Here is a 12,891-nt window from a genome sequence, read left to right as displayed (position 1 = left end):
ACGGGCGCTCTTAGAGGCACGCTATGGCCAAGACAGTCCAATGCGACATCGTCAGCGCGGAAGGGGAAATCTTCTCCGGCGCGGTGGAGATGATCATCGCCCACGGCCACCTGGGTGATCTGGGTATCGCCCCGGGCCATGCGCCGCTGCTCACCGATCTGAAGCCGGGCCCCATCCGCCTGGTCAAGGCCGGGGGCGCCGAGGAGGTGTTCTACATCTCCGGCGGTTTCCTGGAAGTGCAGCCGAATGTCGTCGAGGTGCTGGCCGATACCGCCAGCCGCGCCGGTGACATCGACGAAGCTGCCGCTCTGGAAGCCAAGCAGCGCGCCGAGGCAGCCCTGAGCGACAAGGGCACGGAGTTCGACTACACCGCTGCCGCGACTCAGCTCGCCGAAGCCGCCGCTCAGCTGCGCACCATCCAGCAGCTCAAGCGGCAGGCCAAGCGCTAAGCGCAAGGTCAGGCTGTAACGACAAGGGTAGCTTCGGCTACCCTTTTCTTTTGTCGCCCGAAAAGTGGGGCGCGCAATTCCACGTGGTCGGACTCTGGGGGTACCTGTTGCCCTTGGTCTGCGGCCCGTCTCTTCCTCCTGTCTCCGAGGTTCCGATGTCCCTGGAAATCGTCATCCTGGCTGCTGGCCAGGGCACCCGCATGAGATCCGCTCTACCCAAGGTGCTGCATCCCGTGGCCGGTCGCAGCATGCTGGGACATGTCCTGGACCGCGCCCGCGAATTGCAGCCGGCCGGCATCCACGTCGTCATCGGCCACGGTGCCGACCAGGTCCGCAGCCAGCTGGCTGCCGCCGACGTGAGTTTCGTGGTCCAGGCCGAGCAACTCGGTACCGGCCATGCCGTGGCCCAGGCAGCGCCGGCGCTGACAGCGGAGCGGGTGCTGATCCTCTATGGCGACGTGCCCCTGATCCAGACCGAGACGCTGCAGCGCCTGCTGCAACAGGTGGACGATGACCATCTGGCGCTGCTGACGGTGGAGCTGGAAGATCCCACCGGCTATGGCCGCATCCTGCGCGATGAACAGGGGCAGGTGACCGCCATTGTGGAGCACAAGGATGCCAGCGACGCCCAGCGCGCCATCCGCGAAGGCAATACCGGCATCCTCGCGGTACCCGGTCGGCGGCTGGCGGACTGGCTGGGTCGCCTGTCCAACAGCAACGCCCAGGGTGAGTACTACCTGACCGACGTCATCGCCTTGGCGGTTGCGGACGGCCTGACCATCGCCACCAGCCAGCCGGCGGACGCCATGGAAGTGCAGGGCGCCAATGATCGCCGGCAACTGGCCCAGCTTGAGCGACACTTCCAGCAGCGCGCCGCCGAACGCCTGATGCTGCAGGGCGTGACCCTGCTGGATCCCCTGCGCTTCGATCAGCGTGGCCAGGTCGAGGCCGGCCGCGATGTCTCCATCGACGTCAACGTCATCCTCGAAGGCCGGGTGGTGCTGGAGGATGGGGTGAGCATCGGTCCTAATTGCGTGATCAAGGACAGCGTGCTCAAGCGCGGCGCCATCATCAAGGCCAATAGCCATCTGGATGGCGCGGTGGTAGGGGAGGGCGCCGACGTCGGTCCCTTCGCCCGTCTGCGGCCCGGGAGCGAATTGGGTGCCAAGGCCCATGTGGGCAACTTCGTCGAGCTGAAGAACGCCCATCTGCAGGACGGCGCCAAGGCCGGTCACCTGACTTATCTGGGCGACGCCAGCATCGGTGCCGGCAGCAACATAGGTGCGGGTACCATCACCTGCAACTATGACGGCGCCAACAAGTTTCGAACCGAAATCGGCGCGGATGTCTTCGTGGGCTCCAACAGCTCACTGGTGGCCCCGGTCACCCTCGGCGCAGGGGCAACCACGGCGGCAGGCTCGGTTATCACTGCGGATGTACCAGCGGAAAACTTGGCGCTGGGACGTGCACGCCAAGTCAACAAGAGTGGCTGGCAGCGTCCGAAAAAGACTCCCAAGACTTGACGACGGTCAGCTATTAGGTTTTGATTCGATCCATTATCTTTCGAATCGAAATTTATGACTCGTCGCAACACCGCTCAGCGTCGCCACGCCATCCTCGCTCAGCTCCAGGAGCAGGGCGAGGTCAGCGTGGACGAACTGGCTCGCCAGCTGGAGACCTCCGAGGTGACCGTCCGCAAGGACCTGGCCGCCCTCGAGCGCAATGGCCTGCTGCTACGTCGCTATGGCGGCGCGGTGGCCATGCCCCAGGAGCTGTTGGCCGAGGCCCCGCCCCAGGCGTCGCCCTTCAAGCAGGCCATCGCTCGGGCTGCCGCCCAGCGCCTGCGCGAACACGCGCGGATCATCGTCGACTGCGGCAGCACCACCGCGGCGCTGATCCCGCAACTTGATCGTCGCCCCGGCCTGGTGGTGATGACCAATTCTCTGCAGGTGGCCATGGCCCTGCGCGAGCTGGAACAGGAACCCATGCTGCTGATGACCGGCGGCACCTGGGATCCCCATTCGGAATCCTTTCAGGGTCAGGTCGCCGAGCAGGTGCTCAGATCCTACGACTTCGACCAACTGTTCATCGGCGCCGATGGCCTCGATCCGGAGCGCGGCACCACCACCTTCAACGAGCACCTGTCGCTGTCGCGAGTGATGGCCGAGGTGGCGCGCGAGGTAGTGGTCATGGCCGAAGCGGACAAACTGGGCAGGCGAATTCCCAATCTGGAACTACCGTGGGAAAGGGTGGACGTGCTCATCACCGATGAGCGACTGCCTGCCGAGGCGGCCCGGGCGATTGAAACCCAAGGGGTGCAGGTCATCTGCGCCCCGGTGGAAAACTAGACAATCAGGTCATCCACAGCCGGCTCCGTTGGGTCGCTGTGGATAAGACAGGCAACGGGAGGTAAGCATGTGTGGAATCGTCGGCGCCATTGCCGAGCGTAACATCACCGCCATTCTGATCGAGGGCCTCAAGCGCCTGGAGTACCGCGGCTACGATAGCGCCGGCCTGGCGTTGCTGGACGCCCAGGGTGAGTTGCAGCGCCTGCGCCGCATCGGCAAGGTCAGCGAACTGGAAGCGGCCCTGCTGGCCGATCCCCTGGCCGGTCGCCTGGGCATCGCCCACACCCGCTGGGCGACTCATGGTGCGCCCACCGAGGCCAATGCCCACCCGCATTTCTCCCAGGGTGATGTGGCGGTGGTGCACAACGGCATCATCGAAAACCACGAAGCCCTGCGCGCCCAGCTCAAGGAGCGGGGCTATATCTTCACCTCCCAGACCGACACCGAGGTCATCGTCCACCTGCTGCACCTCAAGCTACAGGACAGTGGCGACCTGACCATGGCGCTCCAGGCGGCGGTCAAGGAGCTGCACGGCGCCTATGGCCTGGCGGCGGTCTGGCGCCAGCAACCGGATCGTTTGGTGGCGACCCGCAGTGGCAGCCCCCTGGTCATCGGCCTGGGTCTGGGTGAGAACTATCTGGCCTCCGACCAGCTGGCGCTGCGCCAGGTGACCGATCGCTTCGTCTACCTGGAGGAGGGCGACGTGGCCGAGATCCGCCTGGATCAGGTCAAGCTCTGGGACGTGACCGGCGCGCCGGTCCAGCGCGAGACGGTGCAGTACCATGAAGGCAGCGAGGCGGCTGACAAGGGCGCCTATCGCCACTTCATGCTCAAGGAGATCCACGAGCAGCCCAGCGTGGTCCAGCGCACTCTGGAAGGTCGCCTGGGTGACGGTCAGGTGCTGCCTGAAGCCTTCGGTCCAGCCGCTGCGGAGTTGTTCGCCAAGGTTCGTCAGGTACAGATCGTCGCCTGCGGTACCAGCTTCCATGCTGGTTCGGTGGCGCGCTACTGGATCGAGGAGTACGTCGGCATTCCCTGCCAGGTCGAGGTGGCCAGCGAATTCCGCTATCGCCGCGTCGCCGTCAGCCCCGATACCCTGTTCGTCACCATCTCCCAGTCCGGCGAAACCGCCGACACCCTGGCTGCCCTGCGCATGGCCAAGCAATCCGGCTACCTGAGCAGCCTGGCGATCTGCAACGTGGCGACCAGCTCCCTGGTCCGTGAATCCCAACTGAGCTTCCTGACCCAGGCCGGTCCTGAGATCGGCGTGGCCTCCACCAAGGCCTTCACCACCCAACTGGTCTCGCTTCTGCTGCTGACCCTGAGCCTGGGCCGCTGCCAACGGCGCCTGGATGCGGGTATCGAAGCCGAACTGGTGGCCGAGTTGCGCCGTCTGCCGGCTCGCCTGGATGAAGCCCTGGCCATGGACAAGACCGTGGAGAAGCTGGCGGAATCCTTCGCCGAGAAGCACCACACCCTGTTCCTGGGGCGTGGCGAGCAATATCCGGTCGCCATGGAAGGGGCGCTCAAGCTCAAGGAGATCTCCTATATCCACGCCGAGGCTTATCCGGCCGGCGAGCTCAAGCACGGTCCGCTGGCACTGGTGGATGCCGATATGCCGGTGGTGACCGTGGCGCCGAACAACGAACTGCTGGAGAAGCTCAAGTCCAACCTGCAGGAGGTGAGGGCGCGCGGCGGTCAGCTGATCGTTTTCGCCGATGAGCGTGCCGGCTTCGAAGAAGGCGAAGGCACACGCATCGTGCCCATGCCGCACATCCACGACGCCCTGTCGCCGATCCTCTATACGATCCCGTTGCAGTTGCTGTCCTATCACGTGGCTGTGTTCAAGGGCACCGACGTGGATCAGCCGCGTAACCTAGCCAAGTCGGTGACCGTGGAGTAACAGGTTTCACGTGGAACCTTGTTGCTGGTCGAGAAAGATGCCGTCGCAGGGGATAGGAGCTTGCTATCCCTTTCTGCGCGGCTAGTGAGCAATCTTCAGCGCCTGTAACTGGGCTCGCCCACCGGTAGAGCGGGCCTGGAAGAAAAATTGGGCCGGTAGTTTGCCGGCCATGTATCAGCAGAATAGTGGACGGTTGCTGCCCGCTGGTTGCTGGAGTCTCAAGGTGAGGTCCGAGGATGTCGCTCCACGATTGGTTCGGGTTTGTCGCAGTAGCCATGCTGGTTAGCCTGACCCCCGGTCCTGGCGTAATCATGGCGCTATCCAATTCGGTAGCCTACGGGCCGCGGCGGGCGATGCTCGGCTCGGTCGGCAATGCCTGCGGTCTGCTGGTGATCTCGACCGCGACCAGCGCCGGGTTAGGGGTAATACTGCAGGCCTCAGCTACTGCCTTCCTGCTGCTCAAGGTGCTAGGCGCGAGCTATCTGATCTACCTGGGCATCAAGCAATGGAGAAGTCGCGGCAGCGCCTTCGATACCTTGGATCAGTCGGGAGGACGTGTCCTCACCAACCACAGATTGCTCTTCAACGGCACGCTCGTGGCGCTGACCAACCCCAAGGCGATCCTGTTCTTCGCTGCCTTCCTGCCGCAATTCATCCGCCCGGGTGGTGATTCGCACAGGCAGTTGGGCATTCTGGTACTGACGTTTGCAGCCTGCTCGGTGCTTTCTCACCTTTTCTATGTGACCCTGGCCCAGATGCTAAGGCGCACGCTTGCCGCGCCCCATCGTGCACGGTTGCTGAACCGGCTGTTCGGCGCCTCGTTCGTGGCGCTGGGGGCAAGCCTGTTCACCGTTCAAGCCAAGGTAGCCTGAGTGTCGGGCAGAGGTTCTCTTCTCCGGGCAGGATTCGTTCAGGGTACGCGCCAGCTGCCCTGATTCTGCTGGCGACAGGCGACGGCCAGGAAGCGACCATCGCCGGGTTCGCCGTAGTAGTGGATATCCTGCCGGTAGGGCACGCCGGGGCTGCGTGCGCCCTGGCAGATGCCGATCTCGCCTACCGGGCAGCGCTCGACGAAGCTCACCTTGATCTGCTGATCCTTGAGCTGCGGCTGGCAGAAACCTTCGCGGAACAGTTTGGTGGGGATGTCGATGTTGCTCTGGCAGATCTGCACGTCCACACTGCCCTGACGGCTGCGAATCACGCAGGCGTCGGCCAGCGCCAATGACGGCAACAGCACCAGGGTGATCAGCAACCGCCGCATTCCATCCATCCTCCTACGCAAAGTCGCCACTCTAGCATTCGACCTCCCACCATGCGCCTCGCCAATATCAAGACCCATGTGATCGCCGGTCCGCTGGGGGCCGGCAAGACCACCCTGATCCGTCAACTGTTCGCCCAGCGGCCCAGCAATGAGCGTTGGGCGATCCTGGTCAACGAATTCGGCCAGGTCGGCCTCGATGCGGCGCTCATGACCCGGGACGACGACGGTCTTGCGATCGCCGAAGTCCCGGGTGGCTGCCTGTGCTGCGTCCAGGGCGTGCCCCTGCAGGTAGCCCTCACACGACTGCTCAGACGGGCACGACCGCAGCGGCTGTTCATTGAGCCTTCCGGCCTGGGCCATCCCGCCAGTCTCTATCGGCAACTCCAGGCGCCGCCCTGGACCGGGGTGCTGAGCCTGCAACCGCTGATCTGGGTGGTGGATGCCAGGCAACTGCTGGAGGGTCAGGCCTTGCCGGACGCCCAGCAGCAGGCGCTGGGCCAGGCCGGTCTGATCGTGCTCAACAAGAGCGCGGGCCTGGACCGGACAGGCTTGCTGGTATCACTGGGTGACCGGCCGCTGTACTGGACCGAAGGCGGCCAGATCGGATTGGCCGAACTGCCCCAGGCCGACGGTGAAATCTCGACCGACGGCGAGTTGCCCGAGCCCTTGGCGGCGGCCGCTCCGCAGATGCTGGTGCTGCCCGAGCGCCCGCTGCGCTTCAGCCATACCTTGGAGGGCCACCACGCCGTCGGTTGGCGCTGGCATCCCAGTCATAGCTTCGACGGCTCGGCATTGCTGGCGCTGCTGGGTGGTCTCCCCGGTCTGCTCAGGCTGAAAGCTGTCCTGCAACTGGAAGACGGCTGGCAGGCCTACAACGGTCTGGCCGGACAAGGTAGCTGGGAGCCTACTCTGTGGCGACGCGATAATCGGCTGGAGCTGATCCTGGAGGAGATGCCGGATCTGGAGGCCCTCGAAAAAGGCCTGCGCGGGACCATTCGCGACATTTGAGGTTGCCAAATTTGTTTAGCTAATGATAATGATTATTAAATTTACTTCCTCTGCGTATTGCTCCCATGGCTCCGACGTCTCTTGCCAAGCCTGAACCTCTCGTAGTCGCTGCGCATGCCGATGGTGATGAAGTGGAATCCGTCCCGGGCCCCGTCAGGGCGGCCCTGGCCGGTGACGTGGAGCCCGTGGCAGGGGTCAAGGCCAAGCGTAGCGAACCCTCGGCTACCATCCTGTCGTTCCGGATGCCGGAGCGTAACGAAGAGATCCTTACCCCGGTACTGACTTCGGTGGGCGCGGCCGAACCGAGCGAGCAGCCACCACGCGGTCGTGGCTGGGGTGTCGCCTCGGTATTGTCGCTGCTGATGCATGCCAGCATGGCGGTGGCACTGTTCCTGGTGGTCCAGGCGCCTCCGGAGCTGAAGATCGCCAAGGGCGACGAGCCCATGCAGGTCAGCTTCATCCAGCTCCCCAAGCCGACCCCCGAGCCGCCCGCGCCCAGTCCGGCACCGCCCGCTCCGCCGCCACCGCAACCCGAACCGCCGCCTCCCGAGCCGCCCAAGCCCGTGGAACCGCCGAAACCGGTGGAGCCGCCCAAGCCGGTGGTGGAAAAACCCAAGCCCAAGCCGAAACCCAAGCCGGTCGAGCATAGCCAGCAGAAGCCGTTGCCAAAGAAGGTCGAGCCGGCTCCTGAACTGGTGGCGACAGCCGCGCCCGCGCCGGCTCCGACCCCTGCACCTGCTGCCCCGGCCGCATCCAGCCAAGCGTCTCCGGCCGCCGCGCCTTCCGGTCCGCCGAAGACCGCGGGTATTCCTACCGGCAGCATCGACGACGCCGATATCCGGCCGATCAAGATGACGGCGCCGGAGTATCCGGAGATGCTGCGTCGTCGCGGCGTGGGCGGCGAGGTACGGGTGATGTTCACCGTCACCGCCGAGGGCCGGCTGGCCGATATTCAGGTGCTGGAAGCCTCCAACAAGCAGCTGGAGCGTGCGGTACTGGAGGTGCTCGGCGAGTGGCGCTTCGCGCCCAGCGTCTCCGGCGGTCAGATCGTGCCGCGCAAGGCCACCAAGACCTTCAACTTCAAGATCCAGCGCCGCTAGGTCGCGGAGCCCTTTGGGGCTCCGCTTCGTGTTCACCGGGTCGTTCCAGGCCCAGGTAGCGGAACATGCCATGGGCGATCTCGCGTTCACCCATGATCACTTCGTCCACCCCGTGGTTTTCCAGGTGACGAATCTCGTCGTCGTGATGAGCGCGGGCGAGGATGTGCAGGCCTGGCGCCAACTCGCGTGCGCGGCGGGCGATCTCCGCGGCTTCGAAGCCGTTGGGAATGGCCAGCAGCAGCGCCCGGGCTTCCGGGAGCTTCGCCCGGGCCAGCACCTTTTCCTGGGTTGCATTGCCCAGGATCGCCTTTAATCCCTTCTGGCGTAGCGCCGTAACATGCTCGGGTTCGTCGGCGATGACGAGCAGCGGCGGCCCCATGTCATCCAGGCGCTCGCAGATGTAGCGGCCAACCCGGCCATAGCCCACCAGTACCAGGTGACCCTGTTGCGCGCCGGTGTCGAGCTCGTCGTCGTCCAGTTCCGGCGCATGCTTGCCCTTGACGTTGACCAGCCGACGCCCTTCACGACGTTCCATCCAGGGCTGCAGCAGGTCGATGCCATGGAACAGCAGCGGATTGAGGATGATGGAAATGATCGCCGCAGCCAGAATGAGATCGTGGGCGCCCTGGTCGAGCAGCTTCAGCGACAGGCCGAGGCTGGCGAGGATGAAGGAGAATTCACCGATCTGCGCCAGGCTCGCGGCGATGGTCAGGGCTACGCTCAGCGGTCGACGATAGGCCAGCACGATCAGGGCCGCGGCGATGGACTTGCCAAAGACGATCACTGCCACCGTGGCCAGTATCGCCCAAGGCTGCTCTAACAGGATCTCGGGATCGAACAGGCTACCCACCGAGAAGAAGAACAGCACGGCGAAGGCTTCGCGCAGGGGCAGCGAGTTTTCCGCGGCATCGTGGCTGAGTTCGGATTCATTGAGCACCACCCCGGCGAAGAAGGCGCCCAGGGCGAAGGACACGCCGAACAGCGCCGCCGAGCCGTAGGCGATACCCATGGCGATGGCCAGGGTCGCCAGGGTGAACAGCTCTCGGGAGCCGGTGCGGACCACCCGGGCCAGCAGCCAGGGAATGGCCCGCCGACCCACCACCAGCATCAGGGCAATGAAGGCTCCTACCTTGAGGGCGGTAAGGCCCAGTTCGAGTACCAGGCTGTTGTTTCCCTGCGCCTCGGCCTGCCCGCCCAGCGGTCCGGCCAGTGCCGGCAGGATCACCAGCGCCATTACCATCAGCAGATCTTCGACGATCAGCCAACCCACGGCGATACGACCGCGACGGCTTTCTACCATCTGGCGTTCTTCCAACGCCCGCAGCAGTACCACGGTACTGGCGACCGACAGCGACAGGCCGAAGATCAGACCGCTGCCCAGACTCCAGCCGAGGAAATGGCTGACGCCCATGCCCATGAGGGTGGCGACCGCGATCTGGACGATCGCACCGGGGATGGCGATACGCCTGACCGCCAGCAGATCCTTGATGGAGAAATGCAGGCCCACGCCGAACATCAGCAGGATGACGCCGATCTCGCTCAATTCCTTGGACAACTCGGGATCGGCGACGAAACCGGGGGTGAAGGGGCCGGCAGCGACGCCGGCGAGCAGGTAGCCGGCAATCGGTGGCAGTCTCAGCCGGGTGGCCAGAGTGCCGAAGGCGAAGGCCAGGACCAGGCCGATCGCCAGGGTGGAGAGTAGGGGGGTGTCGTGCGGCATGGCAGGCTCCGGGAGGGGAGTTGCCAGATCCTGGAGCCGCTGCCGTCGAACGACGGCGACCTAGCCGGCAAAACTCAAAGGGTTTCCTTGAGTGCCTGATAGCGCTCTTGAAGTTCCCGACGAATCTGCCGCCGCTGCTGGGCTTGCACACAGCGCCGCTTCTCGTCCGCCGTCGCGGGTTCGAGTTGGGGCACCGGGCAGGACTTGCCGTCTTCATCCACGGCGACCATGGTGAAGAAACAGCTGTTGGTATGGCGTACCGAGCGCTGCTGGATATTCTCGGTGATGACCTTGATGCCGATTTCCATGGAGGTGGTGCCGGTGTAGTTCACCGACGCCATGAAGGTCACCAATTCACCGACATGGATAGGTTCGCGGAAGATCACCTGGTCCACCGACAGGGTGACCACATAGCGGCCGGCATAGCGGCTGGCGCAGGCGTAGGCCACTTCATCGAGGTACTTGAGCAGGGCACCCCCATGGACCTTTCCCGAGAAGTTGGCCAGGTCCGGAGTCATCAGGATGGTCATGCTCAACTGGTGGTTGCCGGCTTCCATGGGCGAATCCTTCAAAGGGGGAAATCCTGTAGACGGCGCGCTGGCGCCGCCTGTCACACGCCTTTCAGCGACCGGCGGAAAGACCGAAGTCGATGGGCAGATCGGCTCCGGAAATCGCTGCCGCCTGGGGCTGGCAGAGGAAATAGACGAACTCGGCCACTTCCTCGGGCTGGATGAAGCGAGCGGTATCGCCCTGGGGATAGCGATTGAGCAAGTTGCGGCGGTAGCCGGCGGGATCGCCGCTGCCATAGTGGGCAGCCTGGAAGTCCAACATGGGGGTGTCGATGTCGCCGGGGGAGACGGCATTGACCCGTACCCCGTCGCGGGCGAGTTCCACCGCCAGGTTCTGGCTGAAGAAGCGCACGGCGGCCTTGGCTGCGCCGTAAGCGGCCGCCCCGGCGATGGGCTGGCGACCGGCGCCGCTGGCCACGTTGATGATGACGCCGCGATTTTCCTTGAGGAAGGGAATGGCTGCCGAGCACATGAAGAAGGTGGCCTTGAGATTGACCGCCATCACCAGGTCGTAGTCCTCTTCGCTGAAGGTTTCCACCTCGCCTTCGCGCCAGATGCCGGCAGCGTTGATCAGGGCGTCCAGCCGCCCGGTGCGGGCCATCACCTTGCTGACCAGGCTACGGCAGCCCTCGGCACTGGAGATATCGGCGGTCACGCTGGAGTCCAGGCCGACGATGCCGTTCAGGCCGTGCAGGCCCTCGGCATCGCGGTCGGCCGCGGCGACGCGCCAGCGACTCTGGGCGAAACGCTGCGCCAGGGCGCGGCCGAGGCCGCCAGCGGCGCCGGTGATCAGGACGACGGGAGTGCTCATGACGCATCCTCCGGAAGTGATGGCCTTATCCAGACCCGCGCAGGGCAGGGTCGTTCAGTGCCGGTCTCGTCAGCTTTCCAGCCAGACGTCGCGGGCCCAGACCCAGACCGAATCCCAGGACTCGTCGGTCAGGTCGCCGTCTTCCCATAGCAGCACCTCGCCTTCCTGGCTGACGCAGTAGTAGCCGTCGTCGCTGGCGCAGAGGGGGATGTACTCGCGCGGCAGGCCTTCGTCCCAGGCGGTGGCGGCGACTTCCGGCAGATAGGTGTGGGACTGGGGATCGGTAACGGTCACCGGCTCGATGCGGCCATAGACCACATCGCTGACGGTGAGCAGGAATTCGCGGAATTCCGGCGGCAGGCTGATGAGCAGTTCTTCCTCGATCTCGACCAGTAGGTCTTCGTCGGGCAGCTCCAGGGGCACCGGAACGGGTTCGTTTTCTTCACGCAGGCGTTCGATGACGTCTTCCATAGCAGGCCTCTCTCGAAATGCGCACCGGATGGAATAGGGCAAGAGGCGCGCAAGGTTAGCAGTTCAGTTCGGGATAACGGCAGTTTCCCTGCGGACTTGATAGCGTTTTCGAGAGATGGTCGGCGTCGCGTGGTCATGAAAAAGCCCGGCGTAGAGCCGGGCTTCTCGATGGCGCCTTCGCTTAGGCGTTCTGACGGATACCGGCCAGCAGCCAGGGCTGGTTCTCACCGGCCATGCGCTCCATACGCCAGCTCTCGCTGAACGGCTGACCCTGGTCGAAGCGCGATTCCTTGGAAACACCGCTGAAGGTGATGGTGGCGATGGTCTTGCCTTGCAGATCCTCGACGCCATCCAGGGTGGCGTTGAGGTTCTCGATGTAGGTGGACTGGAAGCCTTCGCCCAGGGCAGCGCGCTCGTCACGCAGCCACTGCAGCATCTGCGGGGTGACGAACTCGGCGATCTTGTCCATCTCGTTGGCGTCCCAATGCTGCTGCAGGCTCATGAAGTGCTCGCGGCCAGCAGCCACGAAGCGCTCGGCATTGAACCAGCTCGGCGCGTTAATCACCGGGGCGGCACCCGCAGCGGCGCCACCGAACAGGCCACCATTGTTGTTGGGCTGGTTCGGCATCTCGCGCTGCATGGGGGCATGGCCAGCGACGGCGGGTTGCGGGCCGGCCTGCTGCTTGCGCCGGGCGATCAGGCGGAAGATGACGAAGGCGATGAGCGCCAGGATCAGGAAGTCGAAGAACTGGAAGCCTTCGAAGCCGTCACCCATGAACATGGAGGCCAGCAGGCCACCGGCGGCGATACCGGCCAGCGGGCCGAGCCAGCGCGAGGCACCACTGGGACGGGCAGCAGCGGCGGCGCCAGCACCGGCGGCGGGTGCAGCCATGCCGGGTTGCTGCGGCGGCGCAGCCTGGCGGGTCTGGTGGATGGGCGCGGCGCCAGCGGACTTGCCGCCGCCCATGCGTTTGGCGTTGGCGTCCAGGCTGAGCGTGAGGCCCAGGCAGAGGATCATGAAGAAGCTCATCAGGCGTTGCATGTGGTGTTCTCTCAGTGAAGAGTCTGGTGTTGGATACATCTTGCGCTGCCCGGTCAAGTACAGCCAGCGTGAATTGTTTCGGTATTTTGCCCTGTCGGTTTTCCGGCGCAGCGGCCGAAGCGGGCCGTTCCTGGCAGAAATTTCCAGGCACATCAATCTATTACAGATTTTTGCAGCATCCGTCACAAGAGGTTGCAGATGCTAGTCTT

13 protein-coding genes are annotated in these 12,891 nt (G+C 64.6%); 7 read left to right on the top strand and 6 right to left on the bottom strand.

All coding sequences use genetic code 11. From position 1 onward, the window contains the following. Nucleotides 1–23: 23 nt before the first annotated feature. The 5 genes from QZ471_RS15895 to QZ471_RS15875 all read left to right on the top strand — a co-directional run bounded on the left by QZ471_RS15895 (nucleotide 24) and on the right by QZ471_RS15875 (nucleotide 5,572). Nucleotides 24–449 (top strand): F0F1 ATP synthase subunit epsilon, encoded by a 426-nt coding sequence (locus tag QZ471_RS15895; protein ID WP_007160117.1) that lies wholly within the window; start codon nucleotides 24–26, stop codon nucleotides 447–449. Nucleotides 450–604: 155 nt separating this feature from the next. After that, complete coding sequence (gene glmU / locus QZ471_RS15890; protein WP_295465463.1) at nucleotides 605–1,972, top strand: bifunctional UDP-N-acetylglucosamine diphosphorylase/glucosamine-1-phosphate N-acetyltransferase GlmU; 1,368 nt, start codon at nucleotides 605–607, stop codon at nucleotides 1,970–1,972. A 54-nt stretch (nucleotides 1,973–2,026) separates the two neighbouring features. After that, nucleotides 2,027–2,797 carry a DeoR family transcriptional regulator gene (locus QZ471_RS15885; RefSeq protein ID WP_295465461.1) on the top strand — a complete coding sequence of 257 codons (771 nt, stop codon included), beginning with the start codon at nucleotides 2,027–2,029 and terminating at the stop codon, nucleotides 2,795–2,797. A gap of 67 nt (nucleotides 2,798–2,864) precedes the next feature. Further along, nucleotides 2,865–4,700, top strand: coding sequence for a glutamine--fructose-6-phosphate transaminase (isomerizing) (gene glmS / locus QZ471_RS15880; RefSeq protein WP_295465459.1), 1,836 nt, complete (start codon nucleotides 2,865–2,867; stop codon nucleotides 4,698–4,700). Nucleotides 4,701–4,936: 236 nt separating this feature from the next. Further along, the gene (locus QZ471_RS15875) at nucleotides 4,937–5,572 is read left to right on the top strand and encodes a LysE family transporter (RefSeq protein ID WP_295465457.1); all 636 of its coding nucleotides are present in this window, start codon (nucleotides 4,937–4,939) and stop codon (nucleotides 5,570–5,572) included. A gap of 38 nt (nucleotides 5,573–5,610) precedes the next feature. On the opposite strand, the gene QZ471_RS15870 is transcribed toward QZ471_RS15875, so the two are convergent. Beyond that, nucleotides 5,611–5,961 (bottom strand): NADH:ubiquinone oxidoreductase, encoded by a 351-nt coding sequence (locus tag QZ471_RS15870; protein ID WP_295465454.1) that lies wholly within the window; start codon nucleotides 5,959–5,961, stop codon nucleotides 5,611–5,613. A 51-nt stretch (nucleotides 5,962–6,012) separates the two neighbouring features. Here QZ471_RS15870 and QZ471_RS15865 point away from each other — a divergent pair, with 51 nt between their 5' ends. Together QZ471_RS15865 and QZ471_RS15860 are read left to right on the top strand one after the other, a co-directional pair. Then, nucleotides 6,013–6,969, top strand: coding sequence for a CobW-like GTP-binding protein (locus tag QZ471_RS15865; protein ID WP_295465452.1), 957 nt, complete (start codon nucleotides 6,013–6,015; stop codon nucleotides 6,967–6,969). 131 nt (nucleotides 6,970–7,100) lie between these two features. Further along, nucleotides 7,101–8,069 (top strand): energy transducer TonB, encoded by a 969-nt coding sequence (locus QZ471_RS15860; protein WP_295465450.1) that lies wholly within the window; start codon nucleotides 7,101–7,103, stop codon nucleotides 8,067–8,069. On the opposite strand, the gene ybaL is transcribed toward QZ471_RS15860, so the two are convergent. From ybaL to QZ471_RS15835, 5 genes are all read right to left on the bottom strand, one after another. Continuing rightward, nucleotides 8,050–9,789, bottom strand: coding sequence for a YbaL family putative K(+) efflux transporter (gene ybaL / locus QZ471_RS15855; RefSeq protein ID WP_295465448.1), 1,740 nt, complete (start codon nucleotides 9,787–9,789; stop codon nucleotides 8,050–8,052). The genes QZ471_RS15860 and ybaL overlap by 20 nt on opposite strands. Before the next feature lie 74 nt (nucleotides 9,790–9,863). After that, nucleotides 9,864–10,346, bottom strand: a complete 483-nt coding sequence (locus tag QZ471_RS15850) for an acyl-CoA thioesterase (RefSeq protein WP_295465446.1) — start codon at nucleotides 10,344–10,346, stop codon at nucleotides 9,864–9,866. Between the two features lie 64 nt (nucleotides 10,347–10,410). Continuing rightward, a complete protein-coding gene (locus QZ471_RS15845; protein WP_059312981.1) occupies nucleotides 10,411–11,169 on the bottom strand; it encodes an SDR family oxidoreductase in 759 nt (252 codons plus the stop codon). A gap of 69 nt (nucleotides 11,170–11,238) precedes the next feature. Continuing rightward, entirely contained in the window at nucleotides 11,239–11,640 is a 402-nt protein-coding gene (locus QZ471_RS15840; RefSeq protein WP_007160107.1) for an SMI1/KNR4 family protein, read from the bottom strand. A gap of 181 nt (nucleotides 11,641–11,821) precedes the next feature. Continuing rightward, complete coding sequence (locus QZ471_RS15835) at nucleotides 11,822–12,682, bottom strand: TIM44-like domain-containing protein (protein WP_295465441.1); 861 nt, start codon at nucleotides 12,680–12,682, stop codon at nucleotides 11,822–11,824. Nucleotides 12,683–12,891 lie beyond the last annotated feature (209 nt).

Origin of the sequence: uncultured Pseudomonas sp. (assembly GCF_913774235.1) — a bacterium.
Lineage (GTDB): Bacteria > Pseudomonadota > Gammaproteobacteria > Pseudomonadales > Pseudomonadaceae > Chryseomonas.
Note: the sequence above shows the minus strand (reverse complement) of the source record. Positions and strands in the feature narration are given on the sequence as shown.

Excerpts from the sequence above, each read along its gene's own strand:
- ybaL (WP_295465448.1), bottom strand. The coding sequence starts at position 9,789 with ATGCCGCACGACACCCCCCTACTCTCCACCCTGGCGATCGGCCTGGTC.
- QZ471_RS15835 (WP_295465441.1), bottom strand. The coding sequence starts at position 12,682 with ATGCAACGCCTGATGAGCTTCTTCATGATCCTCTGCCTGGGCCTCACG.
- glmS (WP_295465459.1), top strand. The coding sequence starts at position 2,865 with ATGTGTGGAATCGTCGGCGCCATTGCCGAGCGTAACATCACCGCCATT.
- glmU (WP_295465463.1), top strand. The coding sequence starts at position 605 with ATGTCCCTGGAAATCGTCATCCTGGCTGCTGGCCAGGGCACCCGCATG.
- QZ471_RS15895 (WP_007160117.1), top strand. The coding sequence starts at position 24 with ATGGCCAAGACAGTCCAATGCGACATCGTCAGCGCGGAAGGGGAAATC.
- QZ471_RS15850 (WP_295465446.1), bottom strand. The coding sequence starts at position 10,346 with ATGGAAGCCGGCAACCACCAGTTGAGCATGACCATCCTGATGACTCCG.
- QZ471_RS15865 (WP_295465452.1), top strand. The coding sequence starts at position 6,013 with ATGCGCCTCGCCAATATCAAGACCCATGTGATCGCCGGTCCGCTGGGG.
- QZ471_RS15840 (WP_007160107.1), bottom strand. The coding sequence starts at position 11,640 with ATGGAAGACGTCATCGAACGCCTGCGTGAAGAAAACGAACCCGTTCCG.
- QZ471_RS15845 (WP_059312981.1), bottom strand. The coding sequence starts at position 11,169 with ATGAGCACTCCCGTCGTCCTGATCACCGGCGCCGCTGGCGGCCTCGGC.
- QZ471_RS15885 (WP_295465461.1), top strand. The coding sequence starts at position 2,027 with ATGACTCGTCGCAACACCGCTCAGCGTCGCCACGCCATCCTCGCTCAG.
- QZ471_RS15875 (WP_295465457.1), top strand. The coding sequence starts at position 4,937 with ATGTCGCTCCACGATTGGTTCGGGTTTGTCGCAGTAGCCATGCTGGTT.
- QZ471_RS15870 (WP_295465454.1), bottom strand. The coding sequence starts at position 5,961 with ATGCGGCGGTTGCTGATCACCCTGGTGCTGTTGCCGTCATTGGCGCTG.